The organism is Roseburia sp. AF15-21 (assembly GCF_003479505.1).
Classification (GTDB): Bacteria; Bacillota; Clostridia; order Lachnospirales; family Lachnospiraceae; genus Roseburia_C; species Roseburia_C amylophila.
This window is the reverse complement of sequence record NZ_QUHG01000001.1, coordinates 431,249-452,926: the sequence shown is the minus strand read 5'-3', so window position 1 is coordinate 452,926 and position 21,678 is coordinate 431,249. Positions and strand designations below refer to the sequence as shown.

Genomic DNA, 21,678 nt, shown 5'->3' with positions numbered 1-21,678 from the left:
TTTAAGAATGAGCTTTTTTAAAGATTTTAAAGAGGATTTATCACAGGCAGTGAACGAACTGGTACCGGGTGAAGACACAACAGAGGCAGCAGAGCAGGATAACGATGTAGTAGTCAATACATTGGAAGATGAACTGGATGTGGAGTCTGAATTATCCAAATTGGACGGACTTTTAGAAAAGGTTACCAAGGATGCCAATGCTCCGGTAGAGAAGGAAGCACCGGCACAGGAAACAGAAACAAAAGTAGAGACACCAGCTGCAGAAGAAAAAGAAGATTTACATATTCAGGAGGAAAGTAAAATGAGTGAGACAACAGCAAATGAAACCATGACAATGCCAGAAGAGACAGTAACACCGGTACAGCCGGCAACTCCGGCGCATTTTGCTCCGGTTCAGACATCAGATGAAGTTTCAGATGAAGTATCTGTAATCACAGAAGGAACATCCATTACCGGTAATATGGCATCTACTGGTTCTTTAGATATCCGTGGAAATATTAATGGTGATGTTCAGTGTAATGGCAAGCTGGTTGTTACCGGAACTATCAATGGAAACAGCAATTCTGCTGAATTCTTCGCTGATGCTGCAAAAGTAGAAGGTGAAGTAGTAAGCACCGGAACTGTTAAAATCGGACTTGGTTCTGTCATTATTGGAAATATTACTGCAAGCTCTGCAGTTATCGCAGGAGCAATCAAGGGCGATATCGATGTTCAGGGACCTGTAGTTGTAGATACTTCTGCAGTTGTTATGGGTAACATCAAATCCCGTTCTGTTCAGATTAACAATGGTGCAGTTATCGAAGGTTTCTGTTCCCAGTGCTATGCTGATATTGATGTGGAAAGTCTTTTTGGAGAGAATAAATAATGAAGAGAGTATTTTTAAAATTAAGTGGAGAAGCACTTGCAGGAGAAAAGAAAACAGGTTTTGATGAGCCGACCGTAACAGAAGTTGCCCGCCAGGTAAAACAGATTGTAGATGGCGGATGCCAGGTTGGAATTGTAATTGGTGGCGGTAATTTCTGGAGAGGACGTTCCAGCGAGACTATCGACCGTACCAAAGCAGACCAGATTGGTATGCTTGCAACGATTATGAACTGTATTTATGTATCTGAAATCTTCCGTTCTGTTGGAATGATGACACAGATTCTGACTCCGTTTGAGTGTGGAAGCATGACCAAACTTTTCTCAAAAGACCGTGCCAATAAATATTTTGAAAAAGGAATGGTAGTATTTTTTGCAGGTGGAACAGGACATCCTTATTTTTCAACAGATACCGGAATTGTACTCCGTGCCATTGAAATGGATGCAGAGGGCATTTTCCTGGCAAAAGCCATTGACGGTGTTTATGACAGTGACCCGAAGGTAAATCCGGCAGCAAAGAAATATGATGAGGTATCCATTCAGGAAGTGATTGATAAGAAGCTTGCAGTAGTAGATTTAACCGCATCTATTATGTGTATGGAAAATAAAATGCCAATGTATGTATTCGGATTAAATGAGCCGGACAGCATTGTAAATGCAATGAGCGGAAAATTTAACGGCACGAAAGTGACTGTATAATAAAGGAGATTATTTATGGATAGCAGATTAACCCCATATGAAGAGAAAATGCAGAAATCATACGAGAATCTTGTGGAAGAATATGCAACTATCCGGGCAGGAAGAGCGAATCCGCATATCTTAGACAGAATTACTGTAGATTATTATGGAACACCGACCCCGTTACAGCAGGTTGCAAATATCAATGTTCCGGAGCCAAGAATGATTCAGATCCAGCCTTGGGAAGCATCCCTTGTAAAAGAGATTGAAAAAGCAATTTTAACATCTGATTTAGGCTTAAATCCAACCAACGATGGTAAAGTAATCCGTCTTGTATTCCCGGAGCTTACCGAGGAAAGACGTAAAGAACTGGCAAAGGATATTAAGAAAAAAGGTGAGAATGCCAAGGTGGCAATCCGTAATATCAGAAGGGATGCCAATGATGCATTCAAGAAACAGAACAAAGCAAATGAAGTATCTGAGGATGAATTAAAGGAATTAGAAAACGATACTCAGAAAATTACGGATAAATATATTGCAAAAATTGATGGTGCAGTAGAGGAAAAGACAAAGGAAATCCTTACGGTATAATCTTATCCATGTACGACACATATGGGGACATAGCGCGATTGCCGTGTCCCCTTTTATGTTGTAAACATCTGTAAAAAGGAGAACAAAGATGAAGATTCCAAAACATGTTGCAATTATTCTGGATGGAAACGGACGCTGGGCAAAGAAAAGAGGAATGCCAAGAAACTATGGACATACTATGGGGGCAAAGAATGTTGAAGTTATCTGTAAAGCAGCGCATGATCTGGGCATAGAATACGTAACCATGTATGCATTTTCCACAGAGAACTGGAACCGTCCACAGAATGAAGTAGATGCTTTGATGAAGCTTTTGAGCAGTTATCTTAAGAACTGTATAAAGACAGCGGACAAGAATAATATGAGAGTCCGTGTAATCGGGGATACCAGCCGGCTGGATGATAAATTCCAGCAGCAGATTGCTGTATTGGAAAGAGAATCTGCCCATAATACGGGACTGAATTTACAGATTGCCATTAATTATGGAGCAAGAGATGAAATGATCCGTGGAATGAAGAAAATGTGGCAGGATGGTATTTCGGCAGAGGAGATTACCGAAGAGAAATATGAATCCTATCTTGATACGAAAGATATTCCGGATCCTGATCTTATGATCCGCACCAGTGGAGAACAGAGGCTTTCCAACTTCTTGCTGTGGCAGTTTGCTTATAGTGAGTTATATTTTACTGAGGTTCCATGGCCGGACTTTACACCGGAAGAACTGCGTAAAGCAGTAGAGGATTACAGCGGAAGAGACCGGAGATATGGAAAGATAGAGGAGGAGTAATATGTTTAAGACAAGATTATTAAGTGGAATCGTGCTGGTAATTCTGGCACTGGTATTCATTATTACCGGAAATGATTTGCTGCTGGCAGTAACCGGAATTATTTCTTTGATTGGATTGTATGAACTGTATCGTGTGTTTAAAATTGAAAAAAGCTGTGCCGGTGTCGTCGGCGGACTGGCAACGATTGTATATTATTGCAATCTGAAATTTCAGTTTATTCCGGATATGATGTTATTTGTCATCGCACTTTTGGTAGTGCTGATGTTTGTATATGTATTTTCTTATCCGAAATATCATACCGAGCAGATGTTAGCAGCATTTTTTGGTGTATTTTATGTATCGGTGATGCTTTCTTATGTATATCAGACCAGAATGCTACCGGGTGGAGCTTATATTGTATGGTTAATTTTCTTATGCTCCTGGGGCTGCGATACCTGTGCATATTGCGTGGGTGTGCTGATTGGAAAACACAAGATGGCACCGGTGCTTTCTCCGAAGAAATCCTGGGAAGGAGCTGTTGGCGGAGTAGTGGGAGCAGCATTATTAACCCTGATTTATTGCTTTGTTTTCCAGGGCTCTATGGGAAGCACCAACCGTGATATCATTATGCTTTGCATGATTTGTGCGATTGGGGCAATCATATCTATGATTGGAGACCTGACTGCATCTGCAATCAAACGTAATTATGACATTAAAGATTATGGCAAACTGATTCCTGGCCATGGTGGAATCTTAGATCGTTTTGACAGTGTAATATTTACAGCGCCAATTATTTATTATCTTGCATTATATCTGATTGGCAAGTAGGAGGAAACATGAAGAAGATTGCAATTTTAGGTTCCACTGGTTCCATCGGAACCCAGACACTTTCTGTTGTAAGAGAACATGGAGATATTGAAGTAACTGCACTTGCGGCAGGACATAATATTGCAAAATTAGAAGAACAGATCCGGGAGTTTCATCCGGCTTTGGTTGCTGTATGGGCAGAAGAGGATGCGATTGAGCTTCGGACAAGGGTTGCAGATTTGAAGGTAAAGGTGGCTTCCGGGATGGAAGGACTTTTAGAAGTAGCAACGGAAGAGAAAGCAGAGATTCTTGTAACTGCCATTGTGGGTATGCTTGGTATCCGTCCGACCATAGCCGCTATGAAAGCAGGAAAGGACATTGCACTAGCTAATAAGGAGACTTTAGTTACCGCAGGACATATTATTATGCCGCTGGCAAAGGAATGTAATGTGAAAATCCTTCCAGTGGACAGTGAACACAGTGCAATCTTTCAGTCTCTGCAGGGAGCCGGAGACAATAAAATTGCAAAAATACTTTTGACAGCTTCCGGCGGACCATTCCGTGGAAAGAAGCGGGCGGAATTAGAACAGGTAAAAGTGGAAGATGCATTGAAGCATCCGAACTGGAGCATGGGACGTAAAATCACTATTGATTCCGCAACCATGATAAATAAGGGACTTGAAGTCATTGAAGCAAAATGGCTGTTTGATGTAAATGCAGACCAGATTCAGGTTGTAGTACAACCACAGAGTATCATACATTCTATGGTAGAGTATGAAGACGGTGCAGTCATTGCACAGCTTGGAACGGCAGATATGCGGCTTCCAATCCAGTATGCCCTGTATTATCCGAAACGGTTACACTTAAGTGGAGACCGGCTTGATTTCTGGAAAATGAAGGCAATTACATTGGAAGAGCCGGATATGGAGACTTTTTACGGATTGAAACTGGCTTATGAAGCCTGTAGAAAGGGCGGTAACATTCCGACTGCTTTTAATGCAGCAAATGAGAGAGCGGTAGCAATGTTCTTAGACGGAAAGATCCGTTTCTTGGAGATTCCGGAAATTGCACAGGCGTGTATGGAGCAGTGTACCTATATTGCCAGTCCGTCCGTAGAAGAAATCCTTGCAACAGAGCAGGCTGCGTATGAGTATATAGAGAGCAGGTGGTAGATTGAAAATAATCATTGCAATCTTAATGTTCAGTTTTATTATTATTTTTCATGAACTGGGACATTTTTTGCTGGCAAAGAAAAATAAAATCAAAGTAAATGAATTTTGCCTGGGACTTGGACCAACGCTATTTGGAATTACAAAGGGAGAGACAAAATATTCCATAAAACTGCTGCCTTTTGGTGGAGCATGTATGATGGAAGGCGAAGACGGAGAGTCGGAAAGTGAAGGCTCCTTTAACAGCAAGTCCGTATGGGCGAGAATAGCAGTTGTAGCGGCAGGACCGGTTTTTAACTTTATTCTGGCATTCTTTCTGGCACTGATTGTTATCGGGACAGCCGGATTTGACCGGCCGGAGGTAAAAGGTGTTATGGAAGGATATCCGGCAGAGGAAGCAGGACTTCAGGCTGGAGATATCATTAAAGAAATCAATGGAAAGAACATTCATATTTATCGTGAAGTAAGTGTTTACACGCTGTTTCATTCCAATGAGAATCTGGAAGTGACCTATGAAAGAGATGGAGAGGAATATACCTGTACCATCAGCCCGAAATATGATGAAGAAGCAGGAAGAAATCTCTTTGGAATCTATGGAAATACCATGCGTGAGCGGGGTAATATTTTTGAGACCATAAAATATAGCGTATATGAAGTGAAATACTGGATAGAAGTTACCATGGACAGCTTGAAGATGTTAGTGACCGGAAGAGTCAGTGTCAATGAACTTTCGGGACCGGTAGGTATTGTAAAGAATATTGGTGATACTTATGACGAGAGCAAGTCAGCGGGAACGCTATCGGTGGTATTGACATTAATTAATTATTCCATAATGCTGACTGCCAATCTTGGAATTATGAACCTGCTTCCATTACCGGCATTAGACGGAGGAAGACTGGTATTTCTGATTATAGAAGCCGTCAGAAAGAAACGGGTGGATCCGGACAAAGAGGGCATGGTTCATTTTGTCGGACTGATGCTGCTTCTGGCATTGATGGTGCTTGTTATGTTTAACGATATTCGAAAATTATTTTAAATAATCCTGCACAGGAGGAAAAGCAATCATGGAACGAAAAGATACGAAAGTGGTAAAAATAGGAGACCGTATCATCGGTGGAAAAAATCCAATCCTGATACAGTCAATGACCAATACAAAGACAGAGGATGTAAAAGCAACCGTAGAGCAGATTAACCGTCTGGCAGCGGCAGGCTGTGATATCATCCGCTGTGCGGTGCCGACAATGGAAGCCGCAGAAGCATTGACTGAGATTAAGAAGCAGATAGCAATACCACTGGTTGCAGATATTCATTTTGATTACCGGCTGGCTATTGCTGCCATGGAGCATGGAGCAGATAAAATCAGAATCAATCCGGGCAACATCGGAAGCAAAGAGCGTGTGCAGGCTGTGGTAGACGTAGCAAAGGAAAGAAATATTCCAATCCGTGTGGGAGTCAACAGCGGTTCACTGGAAAAAGATTTAGTAGAAAAATATCATGGTGTTACTGCAGAAGGCATTGTAGAAAGTGCTTTGGATAAAGTGCATCTTATTGAAGATATGGGATATGACAATCTCGTGATCAGTATCAAATCTTCAGATGTTATGATGTGTGTAAAAGCCCATGAACTGATTGCTGAGCAAACCAATCATCCCCTGCATGTGGGAATTACAGAGGCAGGAACGATTATCAGCGGAAATATTAAATCCTCCATTGGACTGGGACTGATTTTAAATCAGGGGATTGGAGATACCATTCGTGTTTCATTAACCGGAGATCCGTTAGAAGAAATTAAATCAGCAAAACTGATTTTAAGAACCTTGGGACTCCGCAAGGGTGGCATTGAGGTAGTATCCTGTCCGACCTGTGGAAGAACAAGAATCAACTTAATCGAACTGGCAAATCAGGTAGAGAATATGGTAGCGGACATTCCTTTAGACATCAAGGTTGCTGTTATGGGCTGTGTAGTCAACGGACCGGGAGAAGCAAAGGAAGCCGATATCGGAATTGCCGGCGGTGTGGGAGAAGGACTAATTATAAAGCATGGTCAGATAGACCGTAAAGTACCGGAGAATCAGCTCTTAAGTGAATTAAGAAAGGAACTTTTGAACTGGAATAAGGAGTAGGAAAAATTATGGCAAAACTGTTTTTTGAAGTTTTTCCGACATTAAAGATTACCGGAGAGATGAGTGCACTTTTGAAAGAAACAGAGATTACAAAAGTGGCATCGAATTCCGCACAGAATGCACTGCGGATTTATTTAGAGAGTACAAGGCTAATTCCCAAACCGGAAATCTATCATATTGAACAAGAAATCAGACAACAGCTATTTCCGCACAAGGAGATAGCTGTTAAAATCATAGAAAAATTTAATTTATCCAGCCAGTATACACCGGAAAAACTGATGGCGGTATACCGGGAGAGTATTTTAGAAGAGATTCGCAATTACAGCGTACTGCTCTATAATCTGATGCGCTGCAGCAAAATGGAATTTGACCGGGAAGACCATATGATTCTTACCTTAGAGGATACCATTGTTGCCACAGAGCGGAGTAATGAACTGATTGATATCTTAGAAAAAATCATCTGCGAACGTTGTGGATTAAAATTAATGATTGAGCCACAGTATGAGAAGCCGGCAGAAAATGATTATTTAAAGAGTGCAGACAGCCAGATTGAAACAGAGGTTGCCCATATCGTGGCACGAACCGCTGCTGCAAGAACGCAGAATGCGGATGGCATGGAACAGCCTGCTGCCAATGAAGCAAACGCACAGCCCGATGCTAGAGCGTCAGAAAAGGAAAAAACACCTGCTGCCCCGGAGAAAAAACAGACTACCGGCACAGAAGGTGCAGGAGCAGCACCTGCTGCTGGAAAGAATAACTTTTCCGGCGGAAAGGATTTCAAGGGAAAATCTTCCTTCCAGAGAAGAGATTTTGTTAAAAAATCAGACAATCCGGATGTTATTTATGGCCGTGATTTTGAAGAGGATGCAATTCCGATTGAGACCATCGTAGGTGAAATGGGAGAAGTTGTCATCCGTGGACAGATAATGACATTAGATACAAGAGAAATCCGTGGTGAAAAGACAATTATCATTATGTCGGTAACGGATTTTACGGATTCCATTGTGCTTAAAATCTTTACAAAAAATGAGAATCTACCGGAACTGATGGGAGATTTGAAAAAGGGAGCATTTCTTAAAATTAAAGGTGTAACGACCATTGATAAATTTGACAGTGAGCTGACCATCGGCTCCATTGTCGGAATTAAGAAAATCCCTGATTTTACTACAATAAGAATGGACAACAGCCCGTTAAAGAGAGTAGAGCTTCATTGCCATACCAAGATGAGTGACATGGATGGTGTTACTGATGTAGGAGATCTGGTAAAAAGGGCATATAAGTGGGGACATAAGGCACTGGCGATTACCGATCATGGAAATGTCCAGGCATTCCCGATTGCAAACCATGCACTGCCGGATGACCCGGACTTTAAGATTATCTATGGTGTGGAAGCTTATCTTGTGGATGACTTGAAGGACATTGTAGAAAATTCAAAGAATCAGTCTCTGCAGGATACCTATGTGGTATTCGATATAGAGACCACCGGATTTTCACCGCTGGTAAATAAAATTATTGAAATTGGTGCGGTAAAAGTAGAAAAAGGGAATATAACCGAGCGCTTTTCCACTTTTGTTAATCCGGAAGTGCCGATTCCGTTCCACATTGAAAATCTGACCGGAATCAAAGATGATATGGTAATTACGGCACCGGTGATTGCAGAAGTTATGCCGGAGTTCTTAGCCTTCTGTGATGGTGCTGTTATGGTAGCACACAATGCTGATTTTGATATGAGCTTTATCAAATATAACTGTGACCGTTTAAGCATTCCTTATGATTTTACCATTGCAGATACTGTTGCCATGGCACGAATGCTGTTGCCGAATCTGAACCGTTTTAAGCTGGATACCGTAGCAAGGGCATTAAATATTTCGCTGGAGAATCATCACCGTGCGGTAGACGATGCAGCATGTACCGCTGAAATATTTGAAAAGTTTGTAAAAATGCTTGCTGACCGTGGCATCAATACACTGGATGAATTAAATGCCGAGGGACATGTCAGCAAAGAGACCGTTATGAAGATGCCGACCCATCATGCTATTATTCTTGCAACGAATGATCTGGGTCGTGTGAATCTCTATAAGCTGATATCCTTATCCCACCTTGATTATTTCCATCAGAGGGCGAGAATTCCAAAGAGCGAATACTTAAAACACAAGGAAGGCTTACTGATTGGTTCTGCCTGTGAGGCGGGAGAACTTTATCAGGCAATTTTACAGGGACGGCCGCAGGAAGAGATTATCCGTCTGGTGAAGTTTTATGATTACCTTGAAATCCAGCCTCTTGGAAATAATGCATTTATGATAAAAGATGAAAAAGCGCCGATTTCCACTATGGATGAATTAAAGGATATCAACCGCCGGATTGTAAAATTAGGAGAAGAATTCCATAAGCCGGTTGTGGCAACCTGTGATGTGCATTTTATGGACCCGGAGGATGAAGTATACCGTCGTATTATTCTGGCGGGTAAAGGCTTTAAGGATGCCGATGAGCAGGCTCCGCTATATCTTCGTACCACAGAAGAAATGTTGGAGGAATTCAGCTATTTAGGCAGTGAGAAAGCGAAAGAAGTTGTTATCGATAATACCAATAAGATCGCAGATATGTGCGAGCGCATTTCTCCGGTTCGCCCGGATAAGTGTCCGCCGGTAATTGAAAATTCCGATCAGATGCTGCGTGATATCTGCTATAACAAGGCACATGAGATGTATGGAGAGGATTTGCCGGAAATCGTATCGGAGCGGTTGGAGCGGGAGTTAAAATCCATTATCGGAAACGGTTATGCGGTAATGTATATCATTGCCCAGAAGCTGGTTTGGAAATCAAATGAGGATGGTTATCTGGTAGGTTCCCGTGGATCCGTAGGTTCTTCTTTTGCGGCAACCATGTCCGGAATCACGGAGGTAAATCCGCTGGCACCGCATTATTACTGTGCCCACTGTCATTACAGTGATTTTGATTCGCCGGAAGTAAAGAAATATGGCGGACAGTCCGGTTGTGACATGCCGGATAAGCGGTGTCCGAACTGTGGCAAGCCGTTAGTGAAAGCCGGTTTTGATATTCCGTTTGAAACATTCCTTGGATTTAAGGGGAATAAAGAGCCGGATATTGATCTTAACTTTTCCGGTGATTACCAGAGTAAATCCCATAAGTATACAGAAGTAATTTTCGGCGCGGGACAGACCTTCCGTGCCGGAACCATTGGTACGCTGGCAGATAAAACCGCATTCGGTTATGTAAAGAATTATTATGAAGAGCATGGTGTGCATAAGAGAAATTGTGAGATAGACCGGATTGTGCAGGGCTGCGTGGGAATCCACCGGACCACCGGACAGCATCCGGGAGGTATCGTAGTATTGCCGGTGGGGGAAGAGATTTATTCCTTTACACCGATTCAGCATCCTGCTAACGATATGACAACCGATATTATTACGACGCATTTTGAGTACCATTCCATTGATCACAACTTATTAAAGCTTGATATTCTCGGACACGACGATCCGACCATGATCCGTATGCTTGAGGACTTAACCGGAATTGATGCACAGAAGATTCCGTTGGATGATAAGTCCGTCATGTCCTTATTTAAGAATACCAGTGCACTGAGTATTACACCGGATATGTTGACAAACTGTACACTTGGAGCACTTGGAATTCCAGAGTTTGGAACAGACTTTGCGATGCAGATGTTAATTGACGCAGATCCGCAGTCCTTTTCCCATCTTATTCGAATAGCAGGTCTGTCACACGGTACGGATGTATGGTTAGGAAATGCCCAGACATTGATTGAAGAGGGAAAAGCAACCATTTCTACGGCAATCTGTACCCGTGATGATATCATGATTTATCTTATCAGTATGGGACTTGACAGTGAGGAATCCTTTACCATTATGGAGTCTGTCCGTAAGGGAAAGGGCTTAAAACCAGAGTGGGAGGAAGAAATGACTGCCCACGGCGTACCGGACTGGTATATCTGGTCCTGTAAGAAGATTAAGTATATGTTCCCGAAAGCCCATGCGGCGGCATACGTTATGATGGCATGGCGTATTGCTTACTGCAAGGTGTTTTATCCGCTGGCATATTATGCAGCATACTTTTCCATCCGTGCAACCGGATTCAGTTATGAGCTTATGTGTCAGGGAAAAGACAAGCTGAATTATTTCATGCGTGATTATGAGAAACGAAAGGATTCACTATCGAAGAAGGAGCAGGATACCTATAAGGATATGCGTATTGTGCAGGAAATGTATGCAAGAGGCTATGAGTTCTGGACCATTGATTTATATAAAGCCCAGGCATCCCGTTTCCAGATTATTGATGGCAAACTGATGCCTGCCTTAAGTACGATAGATGGTCTTGGCGAGAAGGCGGCAGAGGCAGTGGTAGAGGCTGCCAAGGATGGTCCGTTCCTTTCCAAGGATGATTTCAGACAGCGGACCAAAGTTAGTAAGACCGTAATTGATCTGATGGGAGACCTTGGATTATTCGGGGACTTGCCGGAATCGAACCAGCTTTCTTTATTTGATTTTTAATACATAGGAAGGTATAATTGTTAAAAGGAGTGAGGAGCATGAACGAAGTATATGAAAAGCTTTTAAAATGTTATGCATGTTTTGAAGATAAGATTGATTTTAAACCACAGGCAGCATTGATTTTAGGCTCCGGATTAGGAGATTATGCTGACACGAATATGAAGGTGGAAGCAGTGCTTGATTATCACGATATCGAAGGGTTTCCGGTATCAACGGTACCGGGGCATAAGGGGCGCTTCGTATTCGGTTATGTAGGGGATGTGCCGGTAGTATGTATGCAGGGACGTGTGCATTATTACGAAGGTTATTCCATGCAGGATGTTGTGCTGCCAACAAGATTAATGAAAATGATGGGAGCAAAGGTACTCTTTCTTACCAATGCTGCAGGGGGAATACAGCAGGGAATGAAAGCCGGAGATCTGATGATGATTACCGGGCAGATTGGCTGCTTTGTACCATCTCCTTTAATCGGGGCAAATATCGATGAACTGGGGGAAAGGTTCCCGGATATGAGCCATATCTATGATGAGGATTTACAGAAAATAATCCGAAAAGCTGCCATTGAAGCAGATATTCCGCTTCGGGAAGGCACTTACCTGCAGTTATCAGGACCGAATTTTGAAACACCACAGGAGATTTCCATGTGCCGTGTACTGGGGGCAGATGCGGTAGGCATGAGTACAGCCTGTGAAGCCATTGCAGCAAATCATATGGGGATGAAAATCTGCGGTATTTCCTGTATTTCAAATCTTGCGGCAGGAATTTCACCATTTTCCCTGACACACCGTGAAGTTCAGGAGACAGCAGATCGTGTTGCACCATTGTTTAAAAAGCTGGTGACTGATTCTATTACCGGTATGAAAACATTTCTGTAAGAAAATGGTATAGTGGGAAGCAGCTATAGAAATTAAATATAAGAGGCAGATATCTATCAGGAGAAGGTAGAAGATAAGGAGGGGATTGCGTATGAATATACGTTTTTACAATGCCAGAATCTTAGCGCCGTCAGAGGGACATTCTTTTCAGGTGATAACCGGGGAATTGTGGGTAAAGAAGAATGAGATTATCTATATCGGGGATGGCCTTGATACGGAACGTGTTTTTGAAAAAGAGCCGGCAGGAATGATTCTTTGGGACAGGGAAATTGACGCAGGGAAAAACCTGCTGCTGCCGGGATTTAAAAATGCCCATACCCATACGGCTATGACATTTTTACGTTCCTATGCGGATGACCTGCCATTACAGGACTGGCTGACAAAGCAGGTATTTCCGAAAGAGGCACTGCTTACGGCAGATGATATATACTGGCTCAGCATACTAGGCATCATGGAATATCTGACCAGTGGCATCACTTCAAATTTTGATATGTATTTCTTTCCAGAGACAATTGCAAAGGCTTCCATAGACTGTGGATTCCGGACCATGCAGGTCAGCAGCTTCAATGATTTCACAAGCTCCATTGAAGAGATGGAAGAAATTTATCATAAAGTCAATGAAATGAGTGACTTAACCGGTTATGTGCCGGGATTTCATGCGGAATATACCACCTCAAAAGAGCACTTAAAACAGGTGGCAGCATTATCCGAAAAGCTGCATGCACCGGTATATTTCCATAATTCCGAGACTGCACTTGAAGTAGAACAGTGTAAGGAGCGTTATGGAATGACACCGACCCGGCTGATGGAAGAGCTTGGAATGTTTCAATATGGCGGCGGTGGTTATCACTGTGTATATTTTGAAGATGAGGATTTTGAAATTTTTCGAAAGAGAAATCTTACGGCAGTAACGAATCCTGCATCGAATCTGAAGCTGGCAAGCGGAATCGCACCGATTGACCGCTTTATAAAAGAGGGAATTAATCTTGCTATCGGAACAGATGGTCCGGCAAGTAACAACTGCCTTGATATGTTCCGGGAAATGTTTTTAACTACCGGTCTGGCAAAGGTCAGAGAAAAGGATGCAGCCTGTGTTGGTGCAGAAGAAGTACTTTATATGGCAACGACAGGAGGAGCTGCTGCCATGGGATTAAATGAATGCGATAGTCTGGCAGAGGGAAAGAAAGCAGATTTAATCATGCTTGATTTAAAACAGCCGAATATGCAGCCGGAAAATAATCTCGTCAGGAATATTGTATACAGCGGAAGCAAACAGAATGTAAAGCTTACCATGGTAAATGGACAAATTCTTTATGAAGATAACACATTTCAGATTGGATTTGAACCGGAAGAAATATACCGGAAAGCAAATGAAATTATTGGCAGAATGAAATGAGAGGAACGATATGAAAGTAATATTTGTACATCATAGCTGTTTTGTGGTGGAAATGGAAGATGTGGTTTTGATATTTGATTATTTTGAAGGAAACCGTGTAACCGGTTATACCTTTACCGGAGTGCTTCCGGTATTTGAAAAAGACAAATCCATTTATTTCTTTGCAAGCCATAAGCATCAGGACCACTTTGATATGAATATTTTAAAACTGGCAGAGGATTATGAAGACATTCATTTTATTTTGTCAAAAGATACCAAAATGAGCCCGAATTTTATGAAAAAACACGGTATTCCGGAGCGGGCAAAGAAATGTATCGAATATGTCATTCCGGATAAGAAATATGAAATCGGAAAAGTGAAGGTAAAAACCCTTCGTTCCACGGATGCCGGTGTGGCGTTTCTGGTAAAGACCTGTGGCAAGACCATTTATCATGCAGGAGACCTTCATAATTGGAAGATGGAGCATGTGGGAGAGCTGATTAATGGCAAGATGGAGCGGGACTACAGACACCAGATACGCAAGTTAGAAGGTGAGCATATCAATGTGGCATTTGTGGTTTTAGACCCGAGACTTGGTGAGTATACTGACCTTGGTTTGGCTTATTTCATGAAAAATGTGGAAGCTGATTATGTATTCCCGATGCATATGTGGCAGGATTATTCTGCCATTGAAAAATACAAGCAAAAATGTGATAATCATTTGTATACGGACCGAATCATGGATATCGAAAAAGAAAATCAGGTATTTGATATGGACAATCTCAAATGAAATTCTTGAATTATGCCATTAATTGGTCTATACTTAATACGTTTCCTGCTTAGGGGAAGGAAACTATTTCGTTGCACGGGAAATCGGTAAAAAGTGGTTCCCGTAGTTAAAAACAGGAGGAAGAATGTATGGATAATTTTCTCGCATTTGGAGGCAGTTTTTTACAGTATGTAGTTATTTTTGTGATTCTGGTTGCAATTGCAGTTTTCGGTGTGTTTACAGGTATTGCACTGCGGAAACGGAAAGATGCAAAGGAACTGGCATTACATGAAGATAAAAAGGAAGAAAAATAGTTTTTTGGAGGAATTATTGTGAAGAAATACGGAGTAAATGACTTAAGAAGAATGTATCTTGAATTCTTTGAGAGCAAAGGACATCTGGCAATGAAGAGCTTTTCTTTAGTACCACATAATGATAACAGTCTTCTGCTTATCAATGCTGGTATGGCTCCATTAAAGCCATATTTTACAGGACAGGAGATTCCGCCGAGAAGAAGAGTGACAACCTGTCAGAAATGTATTCGTACCGGAGACATTGAAAATGTAGGTAAGACAGCAAGACATCTTACCTTCTTTGAGATGCTTGGAAACTTCTCTTTTGGTGATTATTTCAAACATGAAGCAATTGCATGGTCATGGGAATTCCTGACAAAAGTGTTAGAGCTTGACCCGGAGCGCCTGTATCCGTCTATTTATGGAGAAGACGAAGAAGCATTTGAAATCTGGACCAAAGAAGTCGGTGTTCCGGCAGAGAAAATTACCAGATTCTATCGTGACCCGGAAACCGGAGAATGTGATAACTTCTGGGAGCATGGTGCAGGACCTTGCGGACCGTGTTCTGAAATCTATTATGACCGTGGAGAAAAATACGGCTGTGGAAGTCCTGACTGTAAAGTAGGATGTGAGTGCGACCGTTTCATGGAAGTATGGAACAACGTATTTACACAGTTTGAAGGAGATGGCAAAGGTGGTTATACCGAGCTTTCCCAGAAAAATATTGATACCGGAATGGGATTAGAGCGTCTGGCAGTTGTTATGCAGGATGTAGACTCCGTATTTGATATTGATACTATGAAAGCAATCCGTGATAAGATTTGTGAATTATCAGGAAAGACTTATCAGCAGGATGCATTAGATGACGTTTCTATCCGTCTGATTACAGACCATATCCGCTCTGTAACCTTTATGGTATCCGACGGAATTATGCCAAGTAACGAAGGAAGAGGTTATGTTTTAAGAAGACTGATTCGTCGTGCTGCAAGACATGGCAGATTACTTGGAATTGATGGACTGTTTCTGGCAAAACTCAGTGATACTGTTATTCGTGAGAGCAAGGATGGTTATCCGGAATTAGAGGAGAAGAAAGATTTCATCTTCAAGGTATTATCTCAGGAAGAAGAAAAATTCAATAAAACAATTGATCAGGGACTTGCTATCTTAGCAGAGATGCAGGACAAGCTGGAAAAAGAAGGAAAGAAAGAATTATCCGGAGCGGATGCTTTCAAGCTTTATGATACTTACGGATTCCCTCTTGACCTGACCCAGGAAATCTTAGAAGAAAAAGGATTTACCATTGATGAAGCCGGATTTAAGGCCGCAATGGAAGAGCAGAGAGAGAAAGCAAGAAAAGCAAGAAAAGTAACCAACTACATGGGTGCAGATGTTACCGTATATGAATCCATCGACCCAAGTATTACAACTGAATTTGTCGGATATGAGAACAATACTTATACCTCAAAGATTACAGTAATGACTACCGAGACTGAAATCACAGAAGCTTTATCCGATGGTGAGATTGGAACTATTTTCGTAGAGAAGACTCCATTCTATGCAACCATGGGTGGACAGGTAGCAGATACCGGTGTTATCAGCAGCAAGGACGGAAGCTTTGTCTTTGAAGTAGAAGATACCGTAAAGATGCTTGGCGGCAAAGTCGGACATATTGGTAAAGTTACCAAGGGAATGATTAAGACCGGTGATGAAGTAGAACTTTCCATTGATGTAGACAGAAGACTTGCAATCGGAAAGAACCACAGTGCAACACATCTTCTTCAGGAAGCCTTAAGAGAAGTACTTGGTACCCATGTACAGCAGTCCGGTTCTTATGTAGACGAGCACAGATTAAGATTTGACTTTACACATTTCTCAGCAATGACAGCAGATGAGATTACCAAAGTGGAAGACATTGTAAACCAGAAAATTGCAGAAGCTCTTCCTGTTATAACAGAAGTAATGTCTTTAGAGGATGCAAAGAAGACCGGTGCAATGGCATTATTTGGTGAGAAATACGGTGATAACGTCCGTGTTGTAAAAATGGGAGATTTTTCTACCGAGCTTTGCGGTGGTACCCATGTAAGCAATACAAGTGCAGTCCAGGCATTTAAGATTATTTCCGAGGCTGGAATTCAGGCTGGAGTCAGAAGAATTGAAGCCCTGACATCCAAAGGTGTATTTGAATATTATGACCAGTTAGAAGAAACCTTAAAAGAGGCTGCAAAATTATTAAAAGCGACACCTGCAAATCTTGTTGAGCGTGTAAATCATGTATTAGGCGAAGTAAAAGCATTACAGTCTGAAAATGAATCCTTAAAGAGCAAAGCGGCAAAGGATGCATTAGGTGATGTTATGAATCAGGTGGAGGAAGTAGCTGGTGTGAAACTTTTAGCAACCAGCGTTTCCGGTGTAGATATGAATGGTTTAAGAGACTTAGGAGACCAGCTCAAAGAGAAGCTTGGCGAAGGTGTTATCGTATTAGCTTCTGATTGTGATGGCAAAGTAAATCTTGTTGCAATGGCAACTGAGGAAGCAATGGGCAAGGGTGCACATGCCGGTAACCTCATCAAGGGAATTGCTGCGAAGGTTGGCGGAGGCGGTGGTGGCCGTCCAAATATGGCTCAGGCCGGTGGTAAGAATCCGGCTGGCATCAAAGATGCTTTGACAGAAGCAAAGACTGTTCTTGCACAGCAGTTAGCATAAAATATACTGAATTAAAAATATTTTCCGGAAAATTGGAAAAACAGAAAAAAAACGGTTGACGTACGGGAAAATTATGCTATAATCTTTGGTAGTGCAATAAAATTACCCAAACAGTTGAATATGCACAATACGCAACTGGAGGGAGGTTAGGTGTGAGACAATGTCAAATGTAATCGTAAAAGAAAACGAGACGTTAGATAGCGCTTTACGCAGATTCAAAAGAAACTGTGCGAAAGCTGGTATCCAGCAGGAAATCCGTAAAAGAGAGCATTACGAGAAACCAAGTGTTAAACGTAAGAAAAAATCGGAAGCTGCAAGAAAACGTAAGTACAACTAATAAGATAGAAAGCTGTCACATTTGTGGCAGCTTTCACTTTTTTACTTTACAGGAAATTGCTTTCCTGTAAAGTAAAAAACGCTCCGCGAGGATGCACACTGCGGCGTATAAGGTAGATGTCGCAAGCGACCGCCGCAGGCGCGAGAATGTGCCAAGGCACATTCTCTGTTCTATTGCCAAGCTTATGGGTTGCTAAGCATTCGTAAGAAACTGCCGGTGGCCGGTTTTGTAGGCGGGAAACAAATTTTAGAGCATATTTTATAAGACAAGTCATATATTAGTCGTGAGGAGAAATCCTTGCGACTTTTTTACTTTACAGGAAATTGCTTTCCTGTAAAGTAAAAAATGCTCCACGAGGATGCGCACTGCGGCGTATAAGGTAGATGTCGCAAGCGACCGCTGCAGGTGCGAGAATGTGCCAAGGCACATTCTTTTTTACGCATGTTTCTCGTAGTTACGCAAGTAGACTAGAAAGAATATATTGATAGACCGAAAGAAAGGAGTGACCCCGGAAACAATGTTAGAACAGGTACTTCAGATTTTCCCAGCAGAGCTTCGGAAAATGCTGCTTGCAAATAAAGATAAATTAAAGGAGACAGAGGAAATACGCATCCGTATAAACCAGCCGATGATTCTCTGGGATGGGAGAAAGGAATATTTTTTAGATAAGCTAAGTGGCAGATTAAGTGTGGAGGCGGAAGGAAGTTATTACATAAAGGAAAGTGATATTTCTGCGATGTTGACTTTTTTAAGCAGGTATTCCATTTATGCCTATGAAGAAGAGTTAAAGAGTGGATTCCTGACCTTAGAAGGTGGACACCGGGTAGGAGTAACCGGACAGATCCGGATGGAGGGAGAAAAGGTGGAACAGCTTGCTTATGTCGGATCATTGAACATAAGAATTGCACATCAGAAGATTGGATGTGCAAAGGAAATTCTGCCCTTTATCAGAACAGAACAGAGTGTGAGAAATACGCTTTTCGTATCTTCCGTTGGGATTGGAAAGACAACCCTGCTACGGGACAGTATTCGTCTGATTTCCGGAGATGAGACAAGCAGAATACACTTTAAAGTAGGGGTGGTAGATGAACGTTCTGAGATAGCAGCCTGCTGCCATGGAATACCGCAGAATAATCTTGGCATACGTACAGATGTGATAGACCGGTGTAAAAAGGCTGTGGGAATGCGGATGCTTCTTCGTTCCATGTCGCCGGATGTAATTGCAGTGGATGAACTTGGCTCTATGGAAGATTTTCAGGCAGTGGATGAAGTATTGCATTGTGGATGTAGTATTCTTGGGACAATTCATGCGGCAGATATGTTGGAATTACAACAAAAGGAACAGCTTAGAAAATGGGTGGAACAGCAGATTTTTGAGCGGTATGTCATCTTAAAAAAGGATGATGGTGGAAGAAGACATTTTATGATTTATGATGGGGCATGGGAAAAAATATGGTCCGATTGATAGGAGTTGTGCTGATACTTTTGGGGACAGTTGGGATTGGTTATGACAGGATGCAGCAGATAAAGCGGCATTATAAAGGGCTTTTAGACTGGCGGGAATGTATGCTGAAAATACAGGGAGATATGCAGAGCTTAAAGAAACCGCTGCCGGATATTATTGCAGAATTGGGGCATCATGCACCGGAAGGCTTTCAGTCCTTTTTTATGCAGGTTCATAAGGAACTGATGCAGTATGAGAACAGCAGTCCGAAAAGCTGTTGGAAGGAGGCATGGAAGTCATGGGAGAACCGGGAAATATTTACGAAAGATGAGGGACAGCTGTTTTTGGAGTGCGGAAGGCTTTTGGAACAGGGAAGCGGAGGGCTGTTTGAAAAAGAAGCAGAGATACTGATAGAGAGAATCAATATTTTGATTCAAAGGGAACAGACAGAGATGCGAGAGAGGATAAAAGTCAGCATGTACCTGTGTGCTACTGCAGGAATATTTCTGGTGCTGATTCTGGTTTAATGGAGGAGAAGATGAGCGTAAACCTGATATTTAAAATTGCGGCAGTCGGTATTTTGGTGACGGTAATCAGCCAGGTGCTAAAGCACAGTGGGCGGGAAGAACATGCATTTTTAACCAGTCTGGCAGGACTTTTGATTGTGCTGTTCTGGATTGTTCCATACATATATGATTTGTTTGAAACGATGAAGTCACTATTTTCGTTGTAGAGGAGAAATATGGATATTATTCAGGTTGGATTACTGGGGATCACTGCGGTTTTCCTTGCTCTTTTTATCAAAAATTACAAAAGCGAATACAGCATTTTAATCAGCATTGTGGCATGTATTTGCATCTTTATCTTTCTGATAGGAAAATTGGAGCTTGTATTGACTTACATCAATAGTGTGGTGGAGCTGATTCCTGTAGATGGAAGGTATCTTGCCATGATTTTAAAAATGATTGGAATTACTTATGTAGCAGAATTTGCAACAGATATCTGCAGAGAATCCGGGTATCAGGCAATTGCCGGACAAATTGAAATCTTTGCCAAGCTGTCGATTCTTTTAATCAGTATGCCGGTGCTGATGGGATTTATTGAAACGTTAGGGGCTTTTTTATGAAGAAACAACCATTAAAAAATGCGTTTAAGGTGTTTGTAAGAACGGCAGGATGTTTCATTATATTTTTCATGTTCTGGCTCATGCCAGGAGGACTTGTACAGGCATCTTCCGTATCGGCAGCATCAGATAACAGCAGGACAGGGACGGATAAGGATTATACGGATGATTTTATGGAACAGCTGGATTTATCAGAGATTGAGCAGTATTTAAAGGAACAGGATGCTACAGAAGAGATTAGTTTCTATGAACTGATTAAAGAGCTGGCAACCGGAAACTTTTCCTGTGACGGACAAAAGCTGACGCAGGCAGTGGGAAGGATTCTGTGGGGAGAATTGCAGGATAATAAGGCAATACTGGTAACCGTTCTTTTACTGGCAATCAGCTGTGCATTTCTTAAAAATTTCTCCGATATTTTTCATAATACTTATATATCGGAGGTCTGCTTTTTCCTGATTTATATGGAGATGACAGTCCTGCTGCTGCAGTCCTATCAGATGATGAGTGATATTGTGGTAACGGCAATGAATCAGATTGTAGATTTTATGAATATGCTGATTCCAGTATTTGGCATGTCTCTGGCATTTTCCATGGCAAATTTTACAGCGGCAGGATTTTACCAGATTGCTTTTATCGTGGTTTATATTGTTCAGTGGGGAATGCTTGCCTGTCTGGTGCCAATGACGAAACTCTTTATTATGATGGAATTTATGAATTATATGATAGAAGGGGAACGTTTTAGCAGAATGTGTGAACTGATGGAAGAAATAATCCGCTGGTGCTTAAAATGTGCGATTGCAGCAACCATTGGTCTGAATGTGGTACAGACCATGGTGGTTCCGGCCATTGACCGCTTGAAAATGAGTACCGTTACAAAGACACTTGGAATGATACCTGGAATGGGAAATATTACAGGAGCAGTCAGTGAACTGATGCTTGGAGCGGGTATGGTCATTAAGAACAGTGTCGGAACAGCCGGGGTATTGATTTTACTTTTGCTGGTGATGTTTCCACTATGCAAAATGTTTTTGCTGAGTCTTATGTATAAAGTGACAGCGGCAGTAACCGAACCGGTATCGGATAAGAGGATCGCAGGAAGCATGAACGGCATTTGTCTGGGCTGCCAGTTGCTTACAAGGATTTTACTTACTTCGCTGGTTCTTTTTCTTGTGACGATTGCCATGATTACTGCGGTATCCGGATTCCTTATGGGATGAAGGAAAGAAGAGAAATAAGA

Annotated in this window: 19 protein-coding genes and 1 pseudogene; all 20 read left to right on the top strand. The window is 41.9% G+C overall.

Translation table 11 applies throughout. The annotated features are described in order from the left end of the window. Positions 1–7: 7 nt before the first annotated feature. The 20 genes and pseudogenes from DWW33_RS02200 to DWW33_RS02105 all read left to right on the top strand — a co-directional run bounded on the left by DWW33_RS02200 (position 8) and on the right by DWW33_RS02105 (position 21,658). Positions 8–865 (top strand): polymer-forming cytoskeletal protein, encoded by an 858-nt coding sequence (locus DWW33_RS02200; protein ID WP_022243276.1) that lies wholly within the window; start codon positions 8–10, stop codon positions 863–865. Next, positions 865–1,560: a UMP kinase gene (gene pyrH, locus DWW33_RS02195; protein WP_022243275.1), complete on the top strand. Its 696-nt coding sequence runs from the start codon at positions 865–867 to the stop codon at positions 1,558–1,560. Before DWW33_RS02200 ends, pyrH begins: the two co-directional genes overlap by 1 nt. A 15-nt stretch (positions 1,561–1,575) precedes the next feature. After that, positions 1,576–2,130 carry a ribosome recycling factor gene (gene frr / locus DWW33_RS02190; RefSeq protein WP_117947063.1) on the top strand — a complete coding sequence of 185 codons (555 nt, stop codon included), beginning with the start codon at positions 1,576–1,578 and terminating at the stop codon, positions 2,128–2,130. A gap of 82 nt (positions 2,131–2,212) precedes the next feature. Further along, a pseudogene (locus DWW33_RS02185) lies at positions 2,213–2,914 on the top strand (isoprenyl transferase); the annotation flags it as partial. Position 2,915: 1 nt separating this feature from the next. Next, positions 2,916–3,722, top strand: coding sequence for a phosphatidate cytidylyltransferase (locus tag DWW33_RS02180; protein WP_117841155.1), 807 nt, complete (start codon positions 2,916–2,918; stop codon positions 3,720–3,722). An 8-nt stretch (positions 3,723–3,730) separates the two neighbouring features. Further along, on the top strand, positions 3,731–4,873 hold the full coding sequence (dxr, locus tag DWW33_RS02175) for a 1-deoxy-D-xylulose-5-phosphate reductoisomerase (RefSeq protein ID WP_117698708.1): 1,143 nt from the start codon (positions 3,731–3,733) through the stop codon (positions 4,871–4,873). A gap of 1 nt (position 4,874) precedes the next feature. Then, a complete protein-coding gene (rseP, locus tag DWW33_RS02170; protein ID WP_118542035.1) occupies positions 4,875–5,906 on the top strand; it encodes an RIP metalloprotease RseP in 1,032 nt (343 codons plus the stop codon). A gap of 28 nt (positions 5,907–5,934) precedes the next feature. After that, entirely contained in the window at positions 5,935–6,993 is a 1,059-nt protein-coding gene (gene ispG, locus DWW33_RS02165; protein WP_118057388.1) for a flavodoxin-dependent (E)-4-hydroxy-3-methylbut-2-enyl-diphosphate synthase, read from the top strand. Positions 6,994–7,001: 8 nt separating this feature from the next. Beyond that, positions 7,002–11,522, top strand: coding sequence for a PolC-type DNA polymerase III (locus DWW33_RS02160; protein WP_118087516.1), 4,521 nt, complete (start codon positions 7,002–7,004; stop codon positions 11,520–11,522). Positions 11,523–11,560: 38 nt separating this feature from the next. Further along, on the top strand, positions 11,561–12,397 hold the full coding sequence (locus DWW33_RS02155; RefSeq protein ID WP_022243267.1) for a purine-nucleoside phosphorylase: 837 nt from the start codon (positions 11,561–11,563) through the stop codon (positions 12,395–12,397). 91 nt (positions 12,398–12,488) lie between these two features. Then, entirely contained in the window at positions 12,489–13,793 is a 1,305-nt protein-coding gene (locus DWW33_RS02150) for an amidohydrolase family protein (protein WP_118638754.1), read from the top strand. Positions 13,794–13,803: 10 nt separating this feature from the next. Further along, complete coding sequence (locus tag DWW33_RS02145) at positions 13,804–14,562, top strand: MBL fold metallo-hydrolase (RefSeq protein ID WP_118638753.1); 759 nt, start codon at positions 13,804–13,806, stop codon at positions 14,560–14,562. Positions 14,563–14,690: 128 nt separating this feature from the next. Next, positions 14,691–14,855 (top strand): vanadium nitrogenase, encoded by a 165-nt coding sequence (locus tag DWW33_RS02140; RefSeq protein ID WP_118638752.1) that lies wholly within the window; start codon positions 14,691–14,693, stop codon positions 14,853–14,855. A gap of 18 nt (positions 14,856–14,873) precedes the next feature. Further along, complete coding sequence (gene alaS, locus DWW33_RS02135) at positions 14,874–17,537, top strand: alanine--tRNA ligase (protein WP_330419791.1); 2,664 nt, start codon at positions 14,874–14,876, stop codon at positions 17,535–17,537. 160 nt (positions 17,538–17,697) lie between these two features. Then, a complete protein-coding gene (rpsU, locus tag DWW33_RS02130; RefSeq protein WP_021737899.1) occupies positions 17,698–17,874 on the top strand; it encodes a 30S ribosomal protein S21 in 177 nt (58 codons plus the stop codon). A gap of 517 nt (positions 17,875–18,391) precedes the next feature. After that, positions 18,392–19,339 (top strand): stage III sporulation protein AA, encoded by a 948-nt coding sequence (spoIIIAA, locus tag DWW33_RS02125; RefSeq protein WP_117841149.1) that lies wholly within the window; start codon positions 18,392–18,394, stop codon positions 19,337–19,339. After that, complete coding sequence (locus tag DWW33_RS02120) at positions 19,327–19,845, top strand: stage III sporulation protein AB (RefSeq protein WP_158567197.1); 519 nt, start codon at positions 19,327–19,329, stop codon at positions 19,843–19,845. The genes spoIIIAA and DWW33_RS02120 overlap by 13 nt, the downstream gene beginning before the upstream one ends. An 11-nt stretch (positions 19,846–19,856) precedes the next feature. Beyond that, the gene (gene spoIIIAC / locus DWW33_RS02115; protein WP_022243260.1) at positions 19,857–20,051 is read left to right on the top strand and encodes a stage III sporulation protein AC; all 195 of its coding nucleotides are present in this window, start codon (positions 19,857–19,859) and stop codon (positions 20,049–20,051) included. 9 nt (positions 20,052–20,060) lie between these two features. After that, the gene (locus DWW33_RS02110; RefSeq protein WP_117841147.1) at positions 20,061–20,444 is read left to right on the top strand and encodes a SpoIIIAC/SpoIIIAD family protein; all 384 of its coding nucleotides are present in this window, start codon (positions 20,061–20,063) and stop codon (positions 20,442–20,444) included. Continuing rightward, positions 20,441–21,658, top strand: coding sequence for a stage III sporulation protein AE (locus DWW33_RS02105; RefSeq protein WP_118638750.1), 1,218 nt, complete (start codon positions 20,441–20,443; stop codon positions 21,656–21,658). The genes DWW33_RS02110 and DWW33_RS02105 overlap by 4 nt, the downstream gene beginning before the upstream one ends. The last annotated feature ends 20 nt before the right edge of the window (positions 21,659–21,678 follow it).